This is a genomic window from Thermomonospora curvata DSM 43183 (genome assembly GCF_000024385.1).
GTDB classification, from domain to species: Bacteria; Actinomycetota; Actinomycetes; order Streptosporangiales; family Streptosporangiaceae; genus Thermomonospora; species Thermomonospora curvata.
This window is the reverse complement of the sequence record NC_013510.1, coordinates 3,209,957-3,232,607: the sequence shown is the minus strand read 5'-3', so window position 1 is coordinate 3,232,607 and position 22,651 is coordinate 3,209,957. Positions and strand designations below refer to the sequence as shown.

The window sequence follows — 22,651 nt, the reverse complement described above, 5'->3', positions numbered from 1 at the left end:
GGTCGGGCGGTTTCGGTCAGGTGGCCGGGCCGGTCAGGGACAGGAAAACCTCATCCAGGCTGGGACGGCCGAGCGCGAAGTCATCGACGGCGACGCCCAGCCGAGCGAGCTCGCCCAGCGCGGCGGCGGCCTGGGCGGCCGAGTCGTCGGCGCTGGTCAGCCGGGCGGTCAGGGCGAGCGGGTCGTCGCCGGCCTCGACGGTGGCGGCCAGCGACCGGCTCAGTGCGGCCCGGGCCCGCTCGCGCTGTGCGGCCTCGCGCAGCCGCAGGGTGATCGAGCCGGCGCCGACGGCGGACTTCAGCTCTCCGGGGGTGCCCTCGGCGATGACCCTGCCGTGGTCGATGACCGCGATCCGGTCGGCCAGCTGGTCGGCCTCCTCCAGGTACTGGGTGGTGAGCAGGACCGTGGTGCCGCGGGCGACGATGGTGCGGACGATCTCCCACACCTGGTTGCGGCTGCGGGGGTCCAGCCCGGTGGTCGGTTCGTCCAGAAACAGCAGGTCCGGGGTGTTGATCAGGCTGGCGGCGATGTCCAGGCGCCGCCGCATCCCGCCGGAGTAGGTCTTGACCTGCCGGCCGGCCGCTTCGGTGAGCCCGAAGGCGGCCAGCAGCTCCTCGGCCCGTCCGGGAGCGGCCGCCCTGCCGTGCCCGGACAGCCGGGCCAGCAGGGTGAGGTTCTCCGCCCCGGTCAGATCCTCGTCCACCGAGGCGTACTGTCCGGTGAGCGCGATGCGGCTGCGCACCGCGTCGGGCTCGGCGACCACGTCGTGGCCGAACACCGCGGCCCGGCCGCCATCCGGCCGCAGCAGCGTGGCCAGCATCTTCAGCGTCGTCGTTTTGCCCGCGCCGTTGGGGCCCAGCACTCCGTACACCGTCCCCGCGGGCACGGCCAGATCGATGCCGTCGACGGCCCGGAGCTCGCCGAAGGTCTTCACCAGCCCTGTCGTCTCGACGGCGAGATCCGTCGCGGATGCTGCCATGGCTTGCCTTCCGTTCGAATGAGCCGTTCGGGTGTGATCCGGCGCCGCAGACGCCGCGCGTCCGCCGGGAAACCCAAGGATGGGCCTGCGCGGTTAGGCCCTGGTCGAGTCCGTCTCGAGCACCGCGGCGCACGCTGAGCCCTCGAAGGGACCGGCGGGACGAACGCCTCCGGCTTTCGGCCCGGCTCCGGTCCGCGCCGCAAGCGCGCATCGAATCGGGAGGTCAGCGATGTCTCGTCGCGCTGTGATCACGGGGATGGGTGTACTGGCGCCAGGCGCCGTCGGGGTGAAGGAGTACTGGAGTCTGCTGTCGGAGGGGAGAACGGCCATCCGGACGATCACCCACTTCGACCCCTCGCCCTTCCGGTCCCGCATGGCCGGCGAGTGCGACTTCGACCCCGTCAAGGAAGGGCTGACCCGGCAGCAGATCCGCCGTCTGGACCGCGCGGCGCAGTTCGCGATCGTCGCCGGCAGGGAGGCGATCGCCGACTCGGGCCTGGACTTCGACCGGCTGGACCCCACCCGGGTCGCCGTGGCCCTCGGATGCGCGATCGGCTGCACGACCAGCCTGGAGCGGGAGTTCGTGATCGGCAGTGCCGACGGCAGCCAGTGGGAGATCGATCAGAACTACTCCGTCCCGCACCTGTACGACTATGTGAACCCCAGCTCGATGGCCGCCGAGCTGGCCTGGCTGGTGGGTGCGGAGGGCCCCACCACCATGGTCTCCACCGGCTGCACCTCCGGCATCGACTCCGTCGGCTATGCGGCCCGCCTCATCGAGGAGGGCAGCGCCGATGTCGTGATCAGCGGGGGCACCGAGGCGCCGTTGTCCCCGATCACCGTGGTCTGCTTCGATGTGCTGCGGGCCAGCTCGACCCGCAACGACGACCCGGCCACCGCCTGCCGCCCGTTCGACCGGACGCGGGACGGCCTGGTGCTCGCCGAAGGCAGCGCCATCTTGATCGTGGAGGAGCTGGAGCACGCCAGGGCCCGCGGTGCCCGGATCTGGGGCGAGGTCGCCGGTTACGCCTCCCGCTGCAACGCCTACCACATGACCGGCCTCGAACCCGAGGGCAGGGAAATGGCGGAGGCCATCGAGGCCGCGATGGACAAGGCGCGGGTGCTGCCGGCCCACATCGACTACATCAACGCGCACGGCTCGGGCACCAAGCAGAACGACCTGCACGAGACCGGCGCCTTCAAACGCAGCCTCGGCGAGGAGGCCTACCGGATACCGATCAGCGCCTTCAAATCGATGATCGGGCATTCGCTCGGGGCGATCGGCTCCTTGGAGATCGCCGGGTGCCTGCTGGCGATCCAGCAGGACCTCATCCCTCCGACGGCGAATCTGCACGAACCCGATCCTCTGTGCGACCTGGACTACGTGCCCTTGGTGGCGCGCGAGAAGCGGGTCCACACCGCGCTGACGGTCGGCAGCGGCTTCGGCGGTTTCCAGAGCGCGATGGTCCTGCGGCAGATGGGCGGAGACAAGCGATGACCCAGCGGGCAGTGGTAACCGGGATCGGCATAGCGGCGCCCAACGGTCTTGGGCCGACCGCATACTGGCGCGCCGTGATGAACGGGGTGTCCGGCCTCCGCACGGTCACCCGTTTCGACATCTCCAAATACCGCAGCAAGGTCGGCGGTGAGGTGCCCGACTTCGACGCCGAGCGGCACCTGCAGAGCAGGCTGCTGCCGCAAACCGATCACATGACCCGCCTGGCCCTGGTGGCGGCCGACTGGGCGCTGCGGCAGGCCGGCCTCAAGGAGGGGGACGTGCCCTCCAACCGGATGAGCGTGGTCACCGCGGCGACGGGCGGCGGGTATGAGTTCGGCCAGCGGGAACTGGCCAAGCTGCACGGCCAGGGACCCGACCACGTCAGCGCCTACCAGTCGTTCGCCTGGTTCTATGCGGTCAACGCCGGCCAGATCTCGATCCGGCACGGCATGCGCGGCGCCGGCTCGGTGGTGGTCAGCGAGCAGGCCGGCGGGCTGGACGCCATCGGGCACGGCCGTCGGCAGTTGGCGGACGGCTCCCGGCTCGTCCTCACCGGCGGCGTTGACAGCGCGCTGTGCCCCTGGGCGTGGGTGGCGCATCAGGCCACCGGCGCGATGAGCCGCTGCCCCGACCCGGCCCGGGCGTACCTGCCCTTCGATGAGCGGGCCAACGGCTATGTGCCCGGGGAGGGCGGGGCGATCATGGTTCTGGAGGCCGCCGAACTGGCCGAGAAACGCCCGGGCACCAGGATCTACGGAGAGGTCGCCGGTTACGCGGCGACCTTCGACTCCCGTCGCCCGGGCCGGCCCTCGGGTCTGCGCCGGGTCATCGAGCTCGCCCTCGGCGACGCCGGGATGGACCCCCGCGACATCGACGTGGTCTTCGCCGACGCGGCCGGAGACCTCGCCCTGGACCGGGCGGAGGCGGAGGCGATCGCCGCGGTGTTCGGGCCGCGCGGCGTGCCGGTCACCGCGCCCAAGACCATGACCGGACGGCTGTTCGCCGGCGGCGGCCCGCTGGACGTCGCCTCGGCGCTGCTGGCGATGTACTGGGGCGCGATCCCGCCCACCGTCAACGTCCGCGAGGCGGTCCCCGACTACGAACTGGACCTGGTGCTCGGGCGGCCCCGCTATGAACCGGTGCGGGCGGCGCTGGTGCTGGCCAGGGGGCACGGCGGTTTCAACTCGGCGATCGTGGTGCGCGAATACCGCTGATCCGCCCGGATCGCGGCCGATCCTCCCGCGCGGGTCGAGCCGGCCGCGAGCCCGGTGGCCGATCCTCGGGGAGAGCCGGGAGGCCGGGCCGGTGCCCGCTCCCGGCCGTCGGCGGCATCGGCCGTGCACCCGTTCGCACACCGGTGCATGCGGCATCGCGCCGCGTTCCTCCGCCGTCCGGCGGGGATCTTCACACGCTAGGAGTTGTGATGACGACGCCAGTGGACAAAGAGGTGGAGAGCGTCGCGGCCGAGGGGCTGACGGCCCGGGGCGGTGCCGCAGGGAACGGCGATGTGCTCACCCAACAGGACAACCTGCGTACCCGCGCCGAAAGCCTGAACCGGCTGAAGGCCGCCATCGTGCGGGGGCCGAGCGTGGAGGCCACCCGCCGGCAGCGGGCCAGAGGCAAGCTCACCGTCCGGGAACGGATCGACCTGCTGTTCGACGAGGGGACCTTCGTCGAGATCGAGGCGTTCCGCAGGCACCGGGCGACTTCCTTCGGCCTGGACCGCAAACGTCCCTACACCGACGGCGTGGTGGCCGGCTGGGGGCTGGTCTTCGGCCGGAAGGTGTTCGTCTACGCGCACGACTTCCGGATCTTCGGCGGGGCGCTCGGCGAGGCGCACGCGGCGAAGATCCATAAGGTGATGGACATGGCCGTGGCGGCCGGTGCACCGCTGGTCAGCCTGTGCGACGGGGCCGGGGCCAGGATCCAGGAAGGCGTTACCGCGCTGGCCGGCTACGGCGGCATCTTCCGCCGCAACACCCTGGCCTCGGGGGTCATCCCGCAGATCAGCGTGATCTTGGGGCCGTGCGCCGGGGGCGCCGCCTACTCGCCGGCGCTGACCGACTTCGTGTTCATGGTCCGCGACGTGGCGCAGATGTTCATCACCGGTCCGGACGTGGTCGAGGCCGTCACCGGCGAGCGCATCGACATGAACGGCCTGGGGGGAGCCGATGTGCACGCTTCGCTGTCCGGGGTGGCCACCTTCGTCCACGACGACGAGGAGTCCTGCATCGAAGAGGTCAGGTACCTGCTGTCACTGCTGCCGCCCAACAACCGCACCCTGGCCCCCGTGGTGCGGACCGGCGACCCTCCCGACCGCAGGAACGAGGCGCTGCTGGACATCGTCCCGGTCGGCTCCGCCACGGCCTACGACATGCACCGGGTCATCGAAGAGATCGTCGACCACGGTGAGTACCTGGAGCTGCACGAGCATTGGGCGCGCAACCTCATCTGTGCGCTGGCGCGGATGGATGGCCGGCTGGTCGGTATCGTCGCCAACCAGCCCTTGGTGGCGGCCGGCGCGCTCGACATCGACGCCTCCGCCAAGGGTGCTCGGTTCGTGCAGATGTGCGACGCCTTCAGCATCCCGCTGATCACGCTGGTCGATGTGCCCGGCTTCCTGCCCGGACGCGAGCAGGAGCACAACGGGATCATCAGGCATGGCGCCAAGCTGCTGTACGCCTACTGCGCCGCGTCGGTCCCCCGCATCCAGCTGGTGTTGCGTAAGGCCTACGGTGGCGCCTACATCGTGCTGGACTCCCGGTCCATCGGGGCCGACCTGTCCTTGGCGTGGCCGACCAACGAGATCGCGGTCATGGGCCCGGAGGGCGCGGCCAACATCATCTTCCGCCGCGAGATAGCCGGCTCCCCCGACCCGGAGCGGACGAGGGCCGAGTGCATCGAGGCCTACCGCGAGGAGCTGATGCACCCTTATTACGCGGCCGAACGCGGTTTGGTCGACGACGTCATCGACCCGGCGACAACCCGGCAGACCCTGATAAGGGCGCTGGATATGCTGGAGATGAAGCACGCTCCCGCACCGGCCCGCAAACACGGCAACCCCCCGATGTGACATGCCCGGTGAACCGCTTTTCAGAATTGTCGCGGGCCGTCCGAACGAATATGACATCGCGGCATTGGCCGTTGTTTTCAGCATTGTGCGGGACCGAATCGCCGAGGAATCGGAAGAGCTCGCGGTCGCCCGGGAGGCGAACTGGTTGTCGTCGTCCTGTTATCACGCGCCCGGCGACTGGTGCGGCGCACTGCAAGCGGGCGGCCGGCGGACCGCACGATGGACATCCGAAGGCGGCGAACCCGGAATTTAGAGCATTTCGTGAACTTTCTGGCGAAAGTTGCATATCCCGGCTAGGGTGGGGTCCGATGCTCCGGGTGATGCTGGCAGAAGACATGCATATCGTCCGCGCGGCCATTGTCGCGCTTTTGGACCTCGAGGAGGACATCCGGGTTGTCGCGGACGTGGCTTCGGGTGACGAGATCATGCGCGTGGCCCGCGCCTACCGGCCCGATGTGGCGATCATTGACATCGACCTGCCGGTCGTCGACGGCATCACCGCGGCCCGCATGATCCATCAGGAACTGCCCGAGACCCGCACTCTTATCCTGACCAGCCTCGGCCGTCCGGGAACCCTGCGCAAGGCGCTGACGGCCAAGGTGGGCGGTTTCATCATGAAGGACGCGCCGCCGGGGGAGCTGACCGAGGCGATCCGGACCGTCGCGGCGGGCCGGCGCTACATCGACGGCCAGTTGGCTCTCGCGGCCTGGGACAGCGGGGAGTGCCCGCTGACGGAGCGGGAGCTGGAGGTACTGCGGATCGCGGCCAGCGGGTCGGGGGTGGAGGAGATCGCCGCCACTTTGTTCCTGACCACCGGCACCGTGCGCAACTACCTCGCCTCGGCGGTCTCCAAGCTCAACGCCCGCAACCGGATCGACGCGATCAGGATCGCCCACGCCTCCGACTGGCTGTGACCGCCGCCGCATCGTGCGGCACGGCGGGGGAGGGCGCCGCCCGGACGGCGGGCCCCGGCGCGCGGAGGCTCAGCCGGGCTGCGGGCCGGGCTCCGGCAAAGGCACATGCGCCCGCAGCATGAACAGGCCGTCGCGGCCGTGTTCGGCCTCCAACGAGCCGCCCAGCTCGGTCAGCCGGGAACGGAGACTGTCGACTCCGCCGCCCTCCGCCAGGGTGCCTCCGGTCGCGGACGCCCCGTCGTTGACGATGCACAGGATCACCCCCTCGGCTGTGCGCCGGGTGGTGATGGCGCAGCGGGTCGCCTCACTGTGCCGCAGCACGTTCGTCGCCCCCTCGCGGAGCACCATGGCCAGCACGTTCTGCACCGGCTGCGGCAGCCGGCCGTGCGCCAGGCTGATGCACGGGTCGATCCCCGCGGCGGTCAGCACCGAGCGCACCGAAGAAGACTCCGAGTCCAGGGTGATGTCCCGGTGACCCGAGGCGACCTTGCGTACATCGGTGAGCGCCTGCCGGGCCACCCTCAGCAATTCGCCCAGCTCCGCCCGTGCCCGCTCCGGTTCATCGGCGCACAGCCGCATCGCCAGCTCGCCTCGGGCGATGACGTTCGACAGGCTCCGGCCCACCAGTTCCTGTAGCTGCTGGCCGAACTGCAGCCGCTGCTCCATCACGGCCAGGTCGGCCAGTTCCCGGCGGGCCGCATGCGTACTGGCCACCAGTGCGATGAGCCGGACCATCCCGAAGGTCACCAGACCGGTCATCGCGGTGGAGACGGCCCCGTACGCCACATAGAGGGGCGCGCTGCCCAGGGCGGCGTGCACGCCGGCGATGCCGAGCGCTACGGCCAGGAAACCCGGTACCGCCACGGCCGGGCGCAGCGTGAGCAGGATGCTGCCGGCGACGAGCCCGGGCGTGCCCAGGTGGGGGTTCTGCATGACCACGATCGGGGTGAGGGTCAGCGCGGCGAGCGCCAGAAGCGCCCCGTAGGAGCGCGCCGGGCGTTTCCCGACGCGCGGATTGGCGAAGTACCCCAGCTGGATCAGGGCGACCCCGCCGATGCAGGCGAAGGCGAACGCCATCGGACCGGCCCCCTTGACGGTGCTCAGCACCCATAGCACGCCGATCAGGGAGTAGCCGCCGAGCGTGGTCCACACCAGCAGCTCGGGGAAGCGGAGCCTCTCGTCCCGAAAACGCCGGCCGGAGGCGGGTGCGGGCCGGGCCGTCTTCACCGGCTCGGCGCCGTCCCCGCCCTCCGGCGTGTCCAGGGGCGCCTCGGCGCGCAAAAGGAACGTGCCATCGGGCCGGAGCCGGGCGATCAGGGTTCCGCCGATCCTGTCGATCCGGCGGGTCAGGTTGGCCAGCCCGCTGCCGCCGAGAGGCAGGTCGAGGCCGCGGCTCGGGGCGGAGCAGTCGTTGACGATCTCCAGCACGGCGGTGGCGCCGTCCCGGCCGATGGTGACCGAGCAGCGCCGGGCGGCGCCATGGCGGAGCACATTGGTGATGCCCTCCCGCAAGATCGTCGCGAAGACCGTCTCGATGGGCTCCGGCAGCCGGGTGTCCGCCCCGCGCAGCGACAGCTCGACCTCGGCGGCCGCCAGGATCGAGCGCGCCGACTCCAGTTCCTCCGCCAGGCGCAGCCGGTGTCCGCCGGCCGCCACGGACCGGGCGTCCGCCAGCGCCCGCCGTCCGATGTCGAGGATCTCGGCGAGCTCCCGTGCGGCTCGCGCCGGATTCGGCACGATCAGCCGGTGGGCCAGCTCGCTTTTGAGGACGAGCGCCGACAGGCCGGAGCCGAGCAGGTCGTGCACGTCCCGGGCGAACCGCAGCCGGTCCTCGGCCACCGAGACACGGGCCAGCTCGCTGCGCATGTCATGCAGGGTGGAGACCACCGAGCGCAACTTGGAGAGCCCGTAGACGATGAGCCCGGTCTGCCCCGTGATGAGGATCAGGTAGGGGACGCCATAGGGCGGATCGACGTACGGGGCGCCGATGACGCCGACGCTGAGCGCGATCACCGCCCAGGCGATCCAGCGTGGAACGGCCGGCAGCACCAAGAGCGCGTTCCCGGCCGAGAAAGCCTGCAGCGACACCCAGGAGTTCCCCAGGTGAATAAGCGGAAGATAAGAAACCAGCAAATGCAGAACGAGCAGTCCATATGCCCGTTTGGAGCGCAAGTCGGCGCCAACGCGGCTGAAGAAGCCGAACTGCATTACCAGCAATGTGACCCCGGCCACAATGGCCAGTGCCACCCGTTGCGGCGTCGCTCCGTCTTCGAAGACCCAAACCAGGGCCATGGCGTAGAAGCCGCCGAACACCGAGGCCATGACCAGCATGGCCAGCCGGGGCGCCAGGGCGGTGGGTCGCTCGAGAGGCGGTGGCGCCGACCGTCGGCCGATGCTCGAAGTATCGGGCGACGCCGCCGTCAGTGTCATGTGATCCGCCCCTTGCCCGCTGCTCACGACAGTGAACCTTTTCCGACACGTGACCGGCGGGCCCGCGCAGCGGGCGAGCCGCGCCCGAGGCGGTCCGCACGGCGCCGGTCACCGGCTCGTCCCGACCGTGGTGGAACGGGCCATCACGCCGGTGATCAGGCAGAACGGGTACTGAAAAAGTTCGGTGACACCTGAATACGATCCAAGCCTGACTGAGTGACCTCCTTTTGGGCAAGAGAAGAATGCGAGATGGCCACTACCGGCTCATATGGGGCGTGCCTGAAAGGGGAAGTGGTCACTGCGGTGAAGCGCGGTTCCCGCGGCCGGTGGGCCGGGACGGAATCGTCGCCGCAGGTCGCGTCCGCTTTCCGGGGATGCCGGAGGGCGGCCCGATCGCGCTAGAGGGCCGGGGAGGCCGGCCCGGACCGCTCGGCCACCGTGACCATGCCGGCGCCGGCCAGATAGGCGACCACATCGACGGTCAGCCGCACGTTCAGCCGCACCGCGGCCGCGACGTCCTTCAGGAGGTGAGGCCCGCCGGCCAGCCGGCGGACCACGTTCACCGCCGGTGGGCGCAGCTCCACCTGGTGGAGCGCCGACGGGGCGGACAGCGTGTGCAACCCGCCGAGGGACTCCAGGCGGCAGCCGGGGACCAGCGTCACCAGACTGGTCTCGGTGACCGGCGGGATGGAGAAGGCGGCGTGGGCCGACACCGGCACGACCGAGATGTCCGGGCCGGCGCCGTCGCCGAGTTCGAGTGAGGCGATGACGCAGCCGCCGAGCTGCTCGATCACCCGCTGCACCCGGCGCCAGGCCGGTGAGGTCTCTTGCGAGCCCGCCCTCCAACGCAGGTAGTCCTCTCGCAGACCCGCGACGTTCCCCAAGGTCACCGGGCCCAGGGTCATGCGGTGCAGCGACTCGCGCACCACGGCGCTGCCGTCGTCGATGTGGATGTCGCCCCATCGGGTGCGCGCCACCAGTCCGTCGCCGACGTTCAGCAGCAGGACGTCCTCGGTCAGCGACCAGAGCGGACGGGCGGTCAGCGTGGGACATCTAGGCTCAGCCAACGGTTTTGCCTTCTAATGCGGGGATTCAACTGGGCCGCCGGTCTTCGGTGATTCTTCCGCCGCGACTCGAGGGCCGCTCGAGTCAGGCGAACAGCGGGATCGGATTGAGATCCGCGTAGCGTGTCGGCCGCTCCCGCAGCCCCATCCGGACCGGGACGTCGAAGAGCCGTCCGGGGGCGAACCTGGCCCAAAACGGGCGCAATCCGGGAACGATGACCTTCACCACAGGAAGCCCGACGTCCGGGCGGGTCTGGTCGAGCACCAGCACCTCCAGGCCGGCCGCCTCCAGCGTGGCCTGGATGGAGGCGATGTCCTCGGCCAGGTCGGGTTCGAAGACATACGGGTGGTCCTTGCGGCGCCGTTTGGGGGCGTGGGGGTCGGGGGTCAGATAGGGCTGCTGCTCGACGGTGATCTCACGCAGCCAGCGCTCCAGATCCGGGTCGCCGCATTCGCGCTGCTCCGCGACGACCCAGGGCATCGCCTGGTTGAGCTCGGTGAGCGCGCGGCGGACCGCCACCGCCGGGTCGAGATGGGCGCCGAAGCCGAACATGATGCGCTCGGGCCCGCCGGATGTCCGGCGGGACAGCGCGGCCATCGCCGGGACGCCCAGGTCGGAGGTGACGTCCAGCACCCACACCTGGCGGCCGAGGTCGGCGTGGACCTGCCGGAGCCGGTCGATCCACGGGTCGCCGAGGTCGTCCAGGTCGAACTCCGGCATCCGCAGCCGGTTGTACCACCAGATCGCCACCGCGTCCCGCTCGATCAGCTCCAGCAGCCCCTGCAGGATGGCGTCCTCCAGGGAGCTGCCGGCGGCGTTGCCGTTGGAGTCGGCCGGGACGGGGCCGGGGGCGCCGTAGTACAGCATCGAGGTCGGCAGCAGCCGGTGCTCCCGGCGGCTCAGCGACCAGACCGGGGTCCAGTCGATCACGGCGCGCTCGTCGAACGGCTCGGGAATGTGCAGCAGCGGGCCGTGAGCGGAGTTCCATTCGGCGCGGGCGGCGTACTGCCGTTCGTCGAACAGCTGACAGGCGTTGGGATGTATCGCCAGGTGCCGCAGTGCCTCGAAGGAGCCGCTGATCCGGCACTCGTCGCCCTGGAAGGAGCCGCAGAACCGCTCGGCCGCCTCGCACAATGCACCGGCCTTGGCCTCGACCGCGGTCACGCCCTTGCCGCCGCTGTGCGAGCGCAGCATTGAGCGCAGGCCCTTGAGGGTGCGCGCGCGCAGCGCCAGGTTGGGACCGGAACGGTAGGAGTTGAAGAATCGCGGGCCGCGCTCGTCGGGGGTGATCTCGGCGACGATGCCGGTGATGGGCCCGACCAGGTGCCGGTACCGCTCCAGGACGCTCTCCGGGGCGGCGGACCGGTGGCCGCCGCGGGCGCCGGGCGCCTTGCGCCGGGAGACGGGTTCGACCGGACGGTGAGCCCGCCGCCGCATCAGGTCCGGGTCGCCGCAGGAGGGGCACTGCGGGCGGCGGACGGCCTCGTGGTGCCGGACGCGCAGGGTGAGGGTGTCCTGGGTCCACACCCGCCGCTGGCCGGGATGGCGGTGGCCGCCGAGCCACTTGACGGCCTCCAGCGCGATCGTGCAGGCCGCTGAGGCGATGGTCACCGGCAGGCTCACCCTGGGGGGAGGCGGCACCGCCCGGTCGCCGGCCAGCTCCCGCAAGTGCGCCTCGGCGCGGCGGTGCACCGCGATCCGGTCGGCCAGGCATCGCCAGCAGGGCCCGTCGCCGGGGACGAAGAACGGCCCGACCCACACCTCGGTGCCGGTGGGCTTGGCGATGAGCCACGGCCGCCCCGTGCGCCGATGATCGTCGTTGATCGCGGCGAGCCGGGGGTCGAGGTAGTCGTCGCAGAGCACCACGGTCAGGTCGGCGCGTTCGTCCGCCGGGGCGGACCGGGAGTCCTGCGGGGACGACAAGGGGATCGCGGCGGCCTGGAAGGCGTCGGCAACTGGGGCGGTGTCGATCTGGGACAGCGAAAGGAGCTCGACTCGCTTGCCGCGCAGCTCCTCCAGTACCTGGGAGCCGTGCATCCCGGCGGCGTCCCAGTAGGCCAGCACCACCGGTTCGGCGTCGTCGTGGTCGGCGTGCACGGTCAGCAGTCCGGCCTCCGCCAGTCGCCGCACCCCGGCGGCGACCTCCTGGGAGCTCAGGGTGGCCGGTGCATCCCGCAGCACCCCGGCCAGGTCCCGGGTGCCGTCCAGCAGCCGCGCCAGCGGCGCGGCGCATGACCCTTCCAGTGCGGTGACCGCGCCCTCCTCGATCAGGTAGGTGATCCCGCCGTCGGCGAACTCGAGCCGAAGGTGCCGTTTGAAGCCGACCCTGCGGCCGGTCGACGTCGTGGTCCGGGTCATGTGCCGCGCCGCCTTTCCGTTTCTCACTCTCCGTCGATCAAAGCCCGGCAGCAGCGCGCGCTCGGCATGACCATCTGCTCGCCGTCCACCGAGCCGTCCAGCCGGTGGATCGACAGTTCGACGGTCTCGGAGGCCTCCGCCGGCAGCAGCGAGTCGATTTCCCTCAGCACTTCACTCATTTTCCATCTCCTTTCTCGGGCTTCCAGTCTCGGGGGTCGTGTCGCGCTCCACCGGTGCGGGGCCACCGCTCCCTTCCCACCGGAGACACCTTTGTGACTTGGGATTTCGTCTCCTCACTGGCGTCTTCCGTCCGCTGGGAGGGCGGTGGGGCGCGGAGCGAGAAAATCTCGTGTGGAATTGTGCGATTCAATCTTCGAAGGCGGTTCAGGTGATCGGTAGTGCGGCGCTCACGCGTCGGCTGTGAACTCCTCACAATCGGTTTCTGTGATCTTCATATGTGCCGCTGGAAAAGGCCTGTCCACCGGCACGGCTAGGCGTGGCAGGCGGGCAGGGCGCCGTGGAACTCGACCATCTCGGCGAAGGCGGACCCTACGTCGATCGGCGCACCGGGCGGCAGCCCGGCCAGCTCGGCGTAGGCGCGGTGCAGATTGCCGACCAGGCGTTCGGAGTCGAGCAGGGCGGCGAACCGGCCGAGATCGGCGCAGCGGGCGGTCTCCAGCGCCGGGCGGCCGGCCCGCACCCCCTCCTCGGCGACCTCCAGCAGCCAGGTCAGGTAGGACTCGGTCTGGTCGAACAGCTCCGGCCCGCCCACCGGTCCGTGACCGGGCACGACCACTCGGGGGCGCAGCTCGCGCAGCCGTCCGATCACCTCCAGCGAGCCGGTGATCGAGCCCATCAGGCAGAACGGGGTCGTCGCCGACCACACCACATCCCCGGTGAACAGCACACCGCTGTCGGGCAGCCAGACCACCGTGTCGCCGGCCGTGTGCGCCGGGCCCGGGTGGAACAGCTCGACCCGATGACCGCCGGGGTGAAGCACGGCCTCGCCGCGGTAGGTCACATCGGGTGCGGTGATCGGCGTCCGGCCCCAGTCCACCTCCGGCCACAACTCCCGCAGCGCAGGCCCGGCCGCCAGCTGGTCGCGGGCGCAGTTCTCGTGCGCGATGATCGTCGCCCGCGGCTTGAAATAGGCGTTGCCGAAGGTGTGATCGCCGTGGAAGTGGGTGTTGACCAGCAGGTCCGGCCCCTGGGGCGCGAGCCGTCTGACCGCCGCGTCCAACGCCCGGGTGCGCCGTTCGGTCGCCGCGGTGTCGATCAGCACCGTGCAGTCCTCACCGACGATCAGCCCGGCGTTGTTCAGGCACCATCCGCCGTCCGGCTGGATGTAGGCGTGGACCGACGGCGCCACCTCCAGCATGTGCGGACGCTCCCGTGCTGCGGTCATCTTCGGCGTCTCCTTCCCGCTTTGCGCACCGGTGGGGGGCGATGGTGGCCCGCCGGGGACGAGGACCGCTGGAGCGGCGGGCGAGACGGCCCGGGCCTGCGGGAACGGCGCACCGGACGGGGCGCTGGACCGGAAATCCAGCGCCGCTGGAGCCTGCGGGGAAACGCTGGGGCCGACCCGAAAGGCGACTGGGAGGAGCATGCGATGGGCACGCCGGTTGCGGCGGTCCGGAAGGTGACCGCCGAGGACTACGTGGACATCCTGAGCTTCTATGCCCGCCAGATGCACCTGCTGGACGGACTGAGGCTGGAGGAGTACGCCGACACCTTCACCCCCGACGGCGTCGTCGATCACGCCCACCGTGGCGAGCGGGTCGCCGGCCGGGAGGCGATGCTGGCGAGCATGCGGGCCGCCCTCCCGCGTTACCGGGGGGTGGTGGTTCGGCACTGGTTCGACCACCTGGTGATCGAACCGTCCGGCGACGGTTGGCAGGTCACCTACTACTCTCTGGTCACCCGCACCGACGCCGCCGGGAAGGTCGAATTCGAACCGACCTTCACCGTGCGCGACGAACTGGTGCGCGACGCCGACGGCCGGATCCGGACCCGGTCGCGGGTGATCCACCGGGACAAGCCGGACGCATGAAGGGGATCATCCTGGCCGGCGGCACCGGCTCGCGGCTGTACCCGATCACGTTGGCGGTGTCCAAGCAGCTGCTGCCCATCTGCGACAAGCCGATGATCTACTACCCGCTGTCGGTGCTCATGCTGGCCGGCATCAGTGAGATCCTCATCATCACCACCCCGGTCGACCAGCCGCAGTTCCGCCGTCTGCTCGGCGACGGCTCCCAGCTGGGCATCCGTTTGGAGTACGCCGAGCAGAAAGAGCCCAGGGGCCTGGCGGAGGCGTTCACCATCGGAGCCGACTTCATCGGCGGCGACAGCGTCGCACTGGTGCTGGGCGACAACATCTTCCATGGCCACGGCTTCAGCGAGACGCTGATGCGCAACGCCCGCGACGTGGACGGCTGTGTCTTGTTCGGCTACCCGGTGACCGACCCACAGCGGTACGGCGTCGGGGAGACGGACGAGTCCGGCAGGCTGATCTCGATCGAGGAGAAACCCGCCCGGCCCAAGTCCAATCTGGCGATCACCGGGCTGTACTTCTACGACAACAACGTCGTCGAGGTGGCCCGGAACCTGCGCCCGTCCGCCCGCGGCGAACTGGAGATCACCGATGTCAACCGGTGGTACCTCGAACGCGGCAAGGCCAAGCTGGTCGATCTGGGCCGCGGATTCGCCTGGCTGGACACCGGAACCCCCGAGTCCCTGCTCAAGGCCGGCCAGTACGTGCAGACCCTGGAGGAACGGCAGGGGGTGCGCATCGCCTGCATCGAGGAGGTCGCGCTGAAGATGGGCTACATCGACGCCGAGGCGTGCGCCCGCCTCGGGGAGCGACTGGCCAGTTCGCCCTATGGGCGGTATGTGATGGACATCGCCGCCGAGAGCGCCGGGCGAGGCCGCCCCGCCCGGCTGGCGTCCTGAACATCGTCGGCCCCACGGCCGCGGCGCCCGGCCCGATCATCGGGGCCGGGCGCCGCGGCCGTGAAGCGCTCTACGCCCGGGTCTGCTGTTGCACGCCGGACGGCCGCACATCGGCCCAGTAGTCCCGCACCGACTCGGCGATGGTCCGGCGCGGACGCCAGCCCAGCAGCCGCATGGCGGGCCGGATGTCCAGCTGCAGCCAGTCGGGTACCAGCGGTTTGCTGCCCTGTTCCACCACCCGGGCGGGCACCCCGCTCAGCTTGATGAGCAGGTCGACCAGGGAGCGGACCGGAATCGCCTCGCCGCGTCCGATATCGACGATCACTCCGACGTGCTCGGTGGCGAACGCGGCGGCGATCACCGCTTCCGCCGCGTCGCGGACGTCCACATAGTCGCGGTAGGCGCTCAGCGGGCTCAGCCGCACCTCGGCGACCTCGTCCCGCCCGACGCAGGCGGCCAGCCGTTCGGCCACCTGCCCGAGCAGGCTGATGGCCGGCGCCCCGGGCCCGGCGATGTTGGCCAGCCGCAGCACCATGCCGTCGACGGCGCCCGACCGCATGGCCCGCACCGCCGTCTCGGTGGCGGCGAGCTTGGCCCGGCCGTAGGCGGTGTCGGGACGCGGGACGGTGTGCGGCCCGACGGTGGTGCCCGGAGCGACGTGCCCGTATTCCAGGACCGAGCCCAGATGCACCAGCCGTGGCCGGAAGGACAGTGAGGAGAGGGCACTGATCAGTCGCTGGGTCGGCAGCGCCGCGGCCGCCCACATCTCCTCGGCCGATCGGCCCCAGATGCTCCCCACGGTGTTGATCACGATGCCGGGGCGCAGCCGTTCCAGCTCGGCGGCCAGCTCGGCGGCCGACAGCATCGCCAGGTCCATACGGACGAACGGATACTGCGACGGGCGCGGCGACGGCCGACGCCCGGCGACGATGACCCGCCTGCCGCGCTGGGCGAACGCCGCGCAGACGTGGCGGCCGACGAAGCCATGGCCGCCGAGTACCAGCACGCTGCCCTCAGGGGCCATGGGCACCCTCCCCTCGCGGTCGCATCCGGCTTCCAGGGTGGCGGCCTCCGCTCGGGGGAGGGTCGAACACCGCTGGCGCCCGGGCGGTTCGCCGCTCATGCGGCCAGGTACCGGCGCAGGTGATCACCGGTCGCCGAGTCCGGGCATTCCAGCAGTTGCCGGGGAGTGCCGGTGAAGACGACCTGCCCGCCGTGTTTGCCGCCCTCCGGGCCCAGATCGATGACCCAGTCGGCCCGCCGCACCACGTCGAGGTTGTGCTCGATCACGATGACCGTGTTGCCGGCGTCCACCAGCCGGTCCAACAGGTCGACGATGGCCTCCACGTCCGACATGTGCAGCCCGGTGGTGGGCTCGTCCAGCACGTAGATGTCGCCGGAGCCGCCGAGCCGGGCGGCGAGCTTGAGGCGCTGGCGCTCACCGCCGGACAGGGTGCTCAGCGACTGGCCGATGCTCAGGTAGCCCAGGCCCACCTCGAGCAGGCCGCGCAGCCTGTCGCGCACCTCGCGTTCGGTGAAGAACTCCACCGCCTCCTCGGCGGACATCTCCAGCACGTCCGCGATGGACTTGCCGCGCAGCCGGTGGGCGAGCACTTCGGCGTTGAACCGGCGGCCCTCGCAGGACTCGCAGCGGGTCCGGACCGGGTCCATGTAGGCCAGTTCGGTGATGAGCTCGCCGCGGCCCTTGCACTCTTGGCAGGCCCCAGCGGAGTTGAAGCTGAACAGGGCGGCGTCGGTCTTGTTGGCCTTGGCGAAGAGCTTGCGGATCGGGTCCATCGCCTCCAGGAAGCTGACCGGCGTGGACCGCGCGGACGCCTTGATCGGCGACTGGTCGACGAAGATCGCCTCAGGGTAGGTCTGCATGAACACCTGGGAGACCAGCGAGCTCTTGCCGGAGCCGGCCACCCCGGTGACCACGGTCAGCACCCCGGTGGGGAAGTCGACCGAGATCGACTTGAGGTTGTGCAGGTCCGCCTCGATGATCGGCAGCCGCCCGGCCGGCTCGCGAAAGTCGCTCTTGAGCACGCCGGTTCTGCGCAGCCCGGCGCCGGTGAGCGTGTCGGCCTCCCGCAGTTTCTCGAACGGGCCCTCGAAGACGATCCGCCCGCCGTGCACGCCGGCCTTCGGCCCGATATCGACGACATGGTCGGCGATCGCGATGACGTCCGGGTCGTGCTCGACGACCAGCACGGTGTTGCCCTTGTCCCGCAGGGCGCGCAGCAGCTCGTTGAGCCGCCCCACGTCGCGTGGATGCAGCCCGGTGCTCGGCTCATCGAAGACGTAGGTCATGCCGACCAGGCTGCTGCTGAGGTGACGGACGGTCTTCAGCCGCTGTGCCTCGCCGCCGGACAGCGACAATGTGGCGCGGTCGAGCGTCAGGTAACCCAATCCGATCGCCTCGATGCGTTCCAGCGACGTGCGGATGCCTTCGACGATCGACGCGACGGCCGGGTCGTCGATCTCCGCCAGCACGGCGATCAGGTCGCTGACCTCCATGGCCGTCCAGTCGGCGATGTTGCGCCCGTTGATCTCGGTGGCCAGCGCCGTCGGGTTCAGCCGGCGGCCCCGGCAGGAGGTGCACTCGCCGAGCGTGATGAACCGCTCGATGTTGGCCCTGCCCCGCTCGCTGAGCCCGCTGAGGTCGCGTTTGAGGTTGTTGCGGGCAAACCGGTCGACGACCCCCTCGTACTTCATGTCATAGGTGGTGTTCTTGGTGCGCACGGTCACCTTGCCGCCGGTGCCGTGGCAGAGCATGTGCCATTCCTCTTCGGTGTAGTCGCGCAGCTTCTTGGACACATCGAAGTAGCCCGAGGCGGCGTATAGCTGCCAATCCATGCTGCCGACCTTGTGCGTGGGCAGCCGGATCGCGCCCTCCTCCAGGGACTTGGACTTGTCCAGCATCGCGTCGACGTCCACACGGCGGACCTGGCCGAGCCCTTCGCACTCCGGGCACATGCCCTCGGGGTTGTTGAAGGAGAACACGTGCGGGGGGTTTTCGGGCTTGCCGTGGCGAGAGAACAGCACCCGGAGCATCGAGTAGATGTCGGTCATCGTGCCCACGGTCGAGCGGGCGTTCCCGCCGACCGGTTTCTGATCGACGATCACCGGGGCGGTCAGGCCCTCGATCGTGTCCACGTGCGGGCGCTGGTATTTGGGGAGCTGGTTGCGGACGAACCAGCTGAACGTGCCGTTGAGCTGTCGCTGCGCCTCGACCGCCAGGGTGTCGAAGACCAGGGACGACTTGCCCGACCCGGAGACGCCCGTAAAGACGGTGATCTTGTTCTTGGGTATGCGCAGCGAGACGTCCTTGAGGTTGTGCTCGCGAGCTCCGACGATCTCGATGTGGTCGACCTCCATGGCGGCAGGGTGGACGGCGCCGCTCGAGTCCCGCTCGAGTGAGGCGATAGCGGGCTCCAGTCGCGCTGCCGTGGGATTCGAGCCGCCGGCCGCACCATCGCCGGGCACTCGGGTTCCCCGTCCGCCGGGAGGTGCCAGGTGATGCGACTGCGGCCGAGGGAGGACCGGGAGCTTCCCCGTCGGCTCGCCCTGTCCGCGGACTGCACGCAAGGTCTTCGTCTGCGGACTGAGGATTTCGACGGATGGCTGGCGGAGCGGGCGGCGGCGCATCCGTTCCGGGTCCGCCGGATCCCGTTCCGCCGGTTGCGCGGCTGGCGCTTCGCCCCCAGGACCGGGAACCTGGTCCACGACAGCGGGCGGTTCTTTTCGGTGGAAGGGCTGCACGTGCGCTGGCCGGCCGGTCGGTTCCCCGAATGGCATCAGCCGATCATCGTGCAGCCGGAGATCGGGATCCTCGGCATCCTGGCCAAAGAGTTCGACGGGGTGCTGCACTTTCTGATGCAGGCGAAGATGGAGCCGGGGAATCCGCGTCTGCTGCAACTGTCACCGACCGTGCAGGCGACCCGCAGCAACTACACGCGGGTGCACAAGGGGTCGGCGGTGCGATATCTGGAGTACTTCACCGGGCGGCGCCCCGGCAGGGTGATCGTCGATGCGCTGCAGTCCGAGCACGGAGCCTGGTTCCACGGCAAGCGCAACCGCAACGTGGTGGTCGAGGTCACCGAGGACGTGCCGCTCGCCGACGACTTTTGCTGGCTGACCCTCGGCCAGCTCAACCAGCTGCTGGCCAGGGACAACGTGGTCAACATGGATTCCCGCACGGTGCTGGCCCACCTGCCGGCGGCGGCCGCGCCGCGGCGCGCCGACCGGTTCCGGGAGGCGCTGGCGGCCTCCTGCGACCCCGAGGCCGGCGCGTTGTGGACGACGGCCGAGGTGCTGAGCTGGTTCACCGGCATGCGCGCCGAGTGCGAGCTGCGGGCCGGGCGGGTCCCGCTGGAGGGCCTGCCGGGCTGGTACCGCGGCGAGGACGAGATCGCCCGCGACGACGGCCGATTCTTCCGCGTCGTCGCGGTCGATGTGCGGGCCGGCAGCCGGGAGGTCGCGGCGTGGACGCAGCCGCTGATCCAGCCGTGCGGCCTGGGCGTGGCGGCGTTCGTGGTCCGGGACTTCGGCGGTGTGCTGCACGTGCTGGTGCATGCCAAGGCCGAGGCGGGGCTCGGCGACGGCGTCGAACTGGCCCCGACCGTGCAATGCGCGCCGGACAACTACCGGGGGATGCAGCCGCCGCCGTTCTTGGAACAGGTGACCGACGCCGGGCCCGAGCGGATCCGCTATCAGGCCATCCACGCCGAAGAAGGCGGACGGTTCCTGGCCGCGGAGAACCGCTACCTGATCGTCGAGGCGGACGAGCGGGTCCCCGACTCGCCTCCCCACGGGTACGCGTGGGTGACCGTCGGCCAGCTCGCCGAGCTGGTCCGCCATGGCCGTTACCTCAACGTGCAGGCGCGCACCCTGCTGGCCTGCCTGCACTCCATGCGGTGAGGGCGGGCGTTCCAGGCAGCCTCGACCGCGCCCCGAAGAACCGCCACCACCATGACCTTCGAGCCGAGGAGGTTGCAATGAGCGAGTGCCGGGTGTGCGGCGGTGCGGTACGGGAGTTCGTTGACTTCGGCCGGCAGCCGATATCCGATGCCTTTCCCGCCGCGGGGGCGGAGTCTGAGGAGTACTTCTTCCGGCTCGCGGCAGGGCAGTGCGAGGACTGCACGATGGTGCAGTTGATGGAGGAAGTCCCCCGGGACCTGATGTTCCGCCAGGACTACCCCTACTACTCGTCCGGCTCGGCCGTGATGCGCAAGCACTTTGAGCAGACCGCGCGGCGCTTTCTGGAGACCGAGCTGACCGGCCCGGATCCCTTCATCGTGGAGATCGGCTGCAACGACGGCGTCATGCTGAAGACGATCAAGGCGGCGGGCGTGCGGCATCTGGGCGTGGAGCCCTCCGGGGGCGTCGCCGGAGTCGCTGCGGCGGCCGGTGTCCGGGTCATGGTGGAGTTCTTCGAGGAGGAGACGGCCAAGCGGATCCGGGAGACGGACGGACCGGCCAATGTGATCTTCGCGGCCAACACGCTGTGCCACATCCCCTATATCGGCTCGGTGCTGCGCGGCGTCCGGGAGCTGCTGGCCGACGACGGCGTCTTCGTCTTCGAAGACCCCTATCTGGGCGACATCGTGGCCAAGACCTCCTTCGACCAGATCTACGACGAGCACTTCTACTTCTTCACCGCCCGCTCGGTGCAGAGCATGGCCGCCCGCTTCGGGCTGGAACTGGTCGACGTGCAGCGGCTCGCGGTGCACGGCGGGGAGGTCCGCTACACCCTGACGCGGCCCGGGGCGCGCACCCCCTCGCCCGCGGTCGCCGAGCTGATCGCCGCCGAGGACGCCCAGAAGCTGACCGAGCGGGCCACGCTGGAGGGCTTCGCGGCCAATGTCCAGCGGATCCGCGATGACCTGGTCGCTCTGCTGACGCGGCTGCGGGACGAGGGCAAGACGGTGGTCGGCTACGGCGCCACGGCCAAGAGCGCCACGGTCACCAACTACTGCTCTCTGGGAACCGGGCTGATCTCGTACGTGTGCGACACCACGCCCGCCAAGCAGGGCAGGCTCACTCCGGGCACGCACATCCCGGTGCGGCCGGTCGAGGCGTTCCAAAGCTGCTATCCGGACTACGCGGTGCTGTTCGCCTGGAACCACGCCGACGAGATCATGGCCAAGGAACGCGGCTTCCGCGAGGCCGGCGGCAAATGGATCACCTACGTCCCCGAGGTCCGCATCAGTTAGCCGGACGGTGTCACGAGCCGGGGCCCGATCCGGCGAAGCGTTCGGTGACCTCTTCGCCGGTCAGGCCGAAGTCGGCCAGGTCGTAGCGGTGGGCGGGGCGGGCTGCGCCGGTGCGGCTCTCTTCCAGCAGTCGCGCCATGGCCGCGCGCGCCTGGCCGGTGAAGGGCAGGCCGAAGTGGGCGTAGATGGCCTCGACCGTGCCGAGGGGGTCGCCGGTGAAGTCCTCGTAGCGGACGTCGAAGAAGCGGGCCGGGTCGTGCTTGGCGCGTTCGGCCCGGAAAAGCGCCAGGCCGCGGCTCCACAGCTCCAGCTGGTCGCGTCCGATCACCTTGCCGGTGAACACCCGGGACCAGCCGTCGGTGGCGTGGGCGGCCAGGCTGCACATCGACGCCATCGCGGTGCGCGGGTCGCGGTGGGTCTGCACGATGAGCGCATCGGGGTAGACCTCCAGCAGCGCGTCGAGGGCGAACAGGTGGCTGGGGTTCTTCAGCACCCAGCGCCGGCCGGGGTCGTTGAGCCCGATCAGCTGCAGGTTGCGGCGGTGGCGGCGGTAGGCCGGCCGCCAGTCCTGCTCCGCCAGCCAGGCCGAGTACGACGGCAGGTGCGCCAGGCATTCGAAGGACACCGACCGCATCGACTGGCGCAGCAGCTGCCAGCATTCCTCGACCATGTCGGCCGACATGTAGTGCACGCCCATGAACTCCGGGTGCGCCACATGGTGCCGCTGGTAGCCGGCCTGGATGGCCTGGAACACCGGGTTGTCCGCCCAGGTTTCGCGCGGGGGCCGCGGCTGGGGCACCTCGGCCAGCCACACCTCCAGCCCCTGGTGGGCGGGGTCGGCGGTGAGCAGCCGGTGCAGCGCGGTGGTGCCGGTACGCGGCAGGCCGGTGACGAAGATGGGCCGTTCGATGCGCACCTTAGCGTGCTCGGGATGCCGCTTCCAGGCGTCTTGGGCGAACAGCCGGGCGGCCAGGGCGGCGCGCAGCATGGCCCGTGCCGCCTTGACGCCCCGCGGGGTCAGCGCGGCCTCTTCGGCGTAGGAGTCCAGCAGCACCCGCAGGCCATCAAGGTGGTCCTCCCCGCCGAAGTCGCTCAATCCGGTGATCTTGCAGGCGGCCTCGTGCAGCTCCTCGGCCGTGCCGATCCCCTCGGTGGGCATGGCTGATCCTT

Annotated in this window: 18 protein-coding genes; 9 read left to right on the top strand and 9 right to left on the bottom strand. The window is 70.4% G+C overall.

Going from position 1 to position 22,651, the window contains the following annotated elements:
* Window positions 1-16 precede the first annotated feature (16 nt).
* Window positions 17-979 (bottom strand): daunorubicin resistance protein DrrA family ABC transporter ATP-binding protein, encoded by a 963-nt coding sequence (locus tag TCUR_RS13680; RefSeq protein WP_012853104.1) that lies wholly within the window; start codon window positions 977-979, stop codon window positions 17-19.
* A gap of 229 nt (window positions 980-1,208) precedes the next feature.
* Here TCUR_RS13680 and TCUR_RS13675 point away from each other — a divergent pair, with 229 nt between their 5' ends.
* The 5 genes from TCUR_RS13675 (at window position 1,209) to TCUR_RS13660 (ending at window position 6,464) form a co-directional block, all read left to right on the top strand.
* On the top strand, window positions 1,209-2,477 hold the full coding sequence (locus TCUR_RS13675) for a beta-ketoacyl-[acyl-carrier-protein] synthase family protein (RefSeq protein WP_012853103.1): 1,269 nt from the start codon (window positions 1,209-1,211) through the stop codon (window positions 2,475-2,477).
* Window positions 2,474-3,691 (top strand): ketosynthase chain-length factor, encoded by a 1,218-nt coding sequence (locus TCUR_RS13670; protein ID WP_012853102.1) that lies wholly within the window; start codon window positions 2,474-2,476, stop codon window positions 3,689-3,691. Before TCUR_RS13675 ends, TCUR_RS13670 begins: the two co-directional genes overlap by 4 nt.
* Before the next feature lie 209 nt (window positions 3,692-3,900).
* The gene (locus TCUR_RS13665) at window positions 3,901-5,550 is read left to right on the top strand and encodes an acyl-CoA carboxylase subunit beta (RefSeq protein WP_012853101.1); all 1,650 of its coding nucleotides are present in this window, start codon (window positions 3,901-3,903) and stop codon (window positions 5,548-5,550) included.
* Window position 5,551: 1 nt separating this feature from the next.
* On the top strand, window positions 5,552-5,803 hold the full coding sequence (locus tag TCUR_RS26525) for an acyl-CoA carboxylase epsilon subunit (protein ID WP_148233020.1): 252 nt from the start codon (window positions 5,552-5,554) through the stop codon (window positions 5,801-5,803).
* A gap of 55 nt (window positions 5,804-5,858) precedes the next feature.
* Window positions 5,859-6,464: a response regulator transcription factor gene (locus tag TCUR_RS13660; protein ID WP_012853100.1), complete on the top strand. Its 606-nt coding sequence runs from the start codon at window positions 5,859-5,861 to the stop codon at window positions 6,462-6,464.
* A 69-nt stretch (window positions 6,465-6,533) separates the two neighbouring features.
* On the opposite strand, the gene TCUR_RS13655 is transcribed toward TCUR_RS13660, so the two are convergent.
* The 5 genes from TCUR_RS13655 to TCUR_RS13640 form a co-directional block, all read right to left on the bottom strand.
* The gene (locus TCUR_RS13655) at window positions 6,534-8,552 is read right to left on the bottom strand and encodes a sensor histidine kinase (RefSeq protein WP_169313029.1); all 2,019 of its coding nucleotides are present in this window, start codon (window positions 8,550-8,552) and stop codon (window positions 6,534-6,536) included.
* A gap of 740 nt (window positions 8,553-9,292) precedes the next feature.
* Window positions 9,293-9,961, bottom strand: a complete 669-nt coding sequence (locus TCUR_RS13650; protein WP_012853098.1) for a hypothetical protein — start codon at window positions 9,959-9,961, stop codon at window positions 9,293-9,295.
* Between the two features lie 82 nt (window positions 9,962-10,043).
* Window positions 10,044-12,317, bottom strand: a complete 2,274-nt coding sequence (locus TCUR_RS13645) for a TOMM precursor leader peptide-binding protein (protein ID WP_012853097.1) — start codon at window positions 12,315-12,317, stop codon at window positions 10,044-10,046.
* Between the two features lie 23 nt (window positions 12,318-12,340).
* A complete protein-coding gene (locus TCUR_RS27095; protein WP_012853096.1) occupies window positions 12,341-12,496 on the bottom strand; it encodes a hypothetical protein in 156 nt (51 codons plus the stop codon).
* Window positions 12,497-12,807: 311 nt separating this feature from the next.
* A complete protein-coding gene (locus tag TCUR_RS13640) occupies window positions 12,808-13,722 on the bottom strand; it encodes an MBL fold metallo-hydrolase (RefSeq protein WP_012853095.1) in 915 nt (304 codons plus the stop codon).
* A gap of 204 nt (window positions 13,723-13,926) precedes the next feature.
* Here TCUR_RS13640 and TCUR_RS13635 point away from each other — a divergent pair, with 204 nt between their 5' ends.
* Complete coding sequence (locus TCUR_RS13635; protein ID WP_012853094.1) at window positions 13,927-14,367, top strand: nuclear transport factor 2 family protein; 441 nt, start codon at window positions 13,927-13,929, stop codon at window positions 14,365-14,367.
* On the top strand, window positions 14,364-15,266 hold the full coding sequence (gene rfbA / locus TCUR_RS13630; RefSeq protein WP_012853093.1) for a glucose-1-phosphate thymidylyltransferase RfbA: 903 nt from the start codon (window positions 14,364-14,366) through the stop codon (window positions 15,264-15,266). Before TCUR_RS13635 ends, rfbA begins: the two co-directional genes overlap by 4 nt.
* A 70-nt stretch (window positions 15,267-15,336) precedes the next feature.
* Here rfbA and TCUR_RS13625 read toward each other — a convergent pair whose 3' ends face one another.
* Both TCUR_RS13625 and TCUR_RS13620 read right to left on the bottom strand, forming a co-directional pair.
* The gene (locus TCUR_RS13625; RefSeq protein ID WP_012853092.1) at window positions 15,337-16,290 is read right to left on the bottom strand and encodes an NAD-dependent epimerase/dehydratase family protein; all 954 of its coding nucleotides are present in this window, start codon (window positions 16,288-16,290) and stop codon (window positions 15,337-15,339) included.
* Between the two features lie 95 nt (window positions 16,291-16,385).
* Window positions 16,386-18,644, bottom strand: a complete 2,259-nt coding sequence (locus tag TCUR_RS13620; protein WP_012853091.1) for an ATP-binding cassette domain-containing protein — start codon at window positions 18,642-18,644, stop codon at window positions 16,386-16,388.
* 141 nt (window positions 18,645-18,785) lie between these two features.
* On the opposite strand from TCUR_RS13620, the gene TCUR_RS13615 reads away from it, so the two are divergent.
* Window positions 18,786-20,186 carry an NDP-hexose 2,3-dehydratase family protein gene (locus tag TCUR_RS13615; protein ID WP_012853090.1) on the top strand — a complete coding sequence of 467 codons (1,401 nt, stop codon included), beginning with the start codon at window positions 18,786-18,788 and terminating at the stop codon, window positions 20,184-20,186.
* A 77-nt stretch (window positions 20,187-20,263) separates the two neighbouring features.
* Window positions 20,264-21,481 (top strand): class I SAM-dependent methyltransferase, encoded by a 1,218-nt coding sequence (locus TCUR_RS13610; RefSeq protein WP_012853089.1) that lies wholly within the window; start codon window positions 20,264-20,266, stop codon window positions 21,479-21,481.
* Window positions 21,482-21,491: 10 nt separating this feature from the next.
* Here the strand turns inward: TCUR_RS13610 and TCUR_RS13605 are convergent, their stop codons facing one another.
* Window positions 21,492-22,640, bottom strand: a complete 1,149-nt coding sequence (locus TCUR_RS13605) for a sulfotransferase family protein (RefSeq protein WP_012853088.1) — start codon at window positions 22,638-22,640, stop codon at window positions 21,492-21,494.
* Window positions 22,641-22,651: the final 11 nt, after the last annotated feature.

Excerpts from the sequence above, each read along its gene's own strand:
- TCUR_RS13680 (WP_012853104.1), bottom strand. The coding sequence starts at position 979 with ATGGCAGCATCCGCGACGGATCTCGCCGTCGAGACGACAGGGCTGGTG.
- TCUR_RS13675 (WP_012853103.1), top strand. The coding sequence starts at position 1,209 with ATGTCTCGTCGCGCTGTGATCACGGGGATGGGTGTACTGGCGCCAGGC.
- TCUR_RS13670 (WP_012853102.1), top strand. The coding sequence starts at position 2,474 with ATGACCCAGCGGGCAGTGGTAACCGGGATCGGCATAGCGGCGCCCAAC.
- TCUR_RS13665 (WP_012853101.1), top strand. The coding sequence starts at position 3,901 with ATGACGACGCCAGTGGACAAAGAGGTGGAGAGCGTCGCGGCCGAGGGG.
- TCUR_RS26525 (WP_148233020.1), top strand. The coding sequence starts at position 5,552 with ATGCCCGGTGAACCGCTTTTCAGAATTGTCGCGGGCCGTCCGAACGAA.
- TCUR_RS13660 (WP_012853100.1), top strand. The coding sequence starts at position 5,859 with ATGCTCCGGGTGATGCTGGCAGAAGACATGCATATCGTCCGCGCGGCC.
- TCUR_RS13645 (WP_012853097.1), bottom strand. The coding sequence starts at position 12,317 with ATGACCCGGACCACGACGTCGACCGGCCGCAGGGTCGGCTTCAAACGG.
- TCUR_RS27095 (WP_012853096.1), bottom strand. The coding sequence starts at position 12,496 with ATGAGTGAAGTGCTGAGGGAAATCGACTCGCTGCTGCCGGCGGAGGCC.
- TCUR_RS13640 (WP_012853095.1), bottom strand. The coding sequence starts at position 13,722 with ATGACCGCAGCACGGGAGCGTCCGCACATGCTGGAGGTGGCGCCGTCG.
- TCUR_RS13635 (WP_012853094.1), top strand. The coding sequence starts at position 13,927 with ATGGGCACGCCGGTTGCGGCGGTCCGGAAGGTGACCGCCGAGGACTAC.
- rfbA (WP_012853093.1), top strand. The coding sequence starts at position 14,364 with ATGAAGGGGATCATCCTGGCCGGCGGCACCGGCTCGCGGCTGTACCCG.
- TCUR_RS13625 (WP_012853092.1), bottom strand. The coding sequence starts at position 16,290 with ATGGCCCCTGAGGGCAGCGTGCTGGTACTCGGCGGCCATGGCTTCGTC.
- TCUR_RS13620 (WP_012853091.1), bottom strand. The coding sequence starts at position 18,644 with ATGGAGGTCGACCACATCGAGATCGTCGGAGCTCGCGAGCACAACCTC.
- TCUR_RS13615 (WP_012853090.1), top strand. The coding sequence starts at position 18,786 with ATGCGACTGCGGCCGAGGGAGGACCGGGAGCTTCCCCGTCGGCTCGCC.
- TCUR_RS13610 (WP_012853089.1), top strand. The coding sequence starts at position 20,264 with ATGAGCGAGTGCCGGGTGTGCGGCGGTGCGGTACGGGAGTTCGTTGAC.
- TCUR_RS13605 (WP_012853088.1), bottom strand. The coding sequence starts at position 22,640 with ATGCCCACCGAGGGGATCGGCACGGCCGAGGAGCTGCACGAGGCCGCC.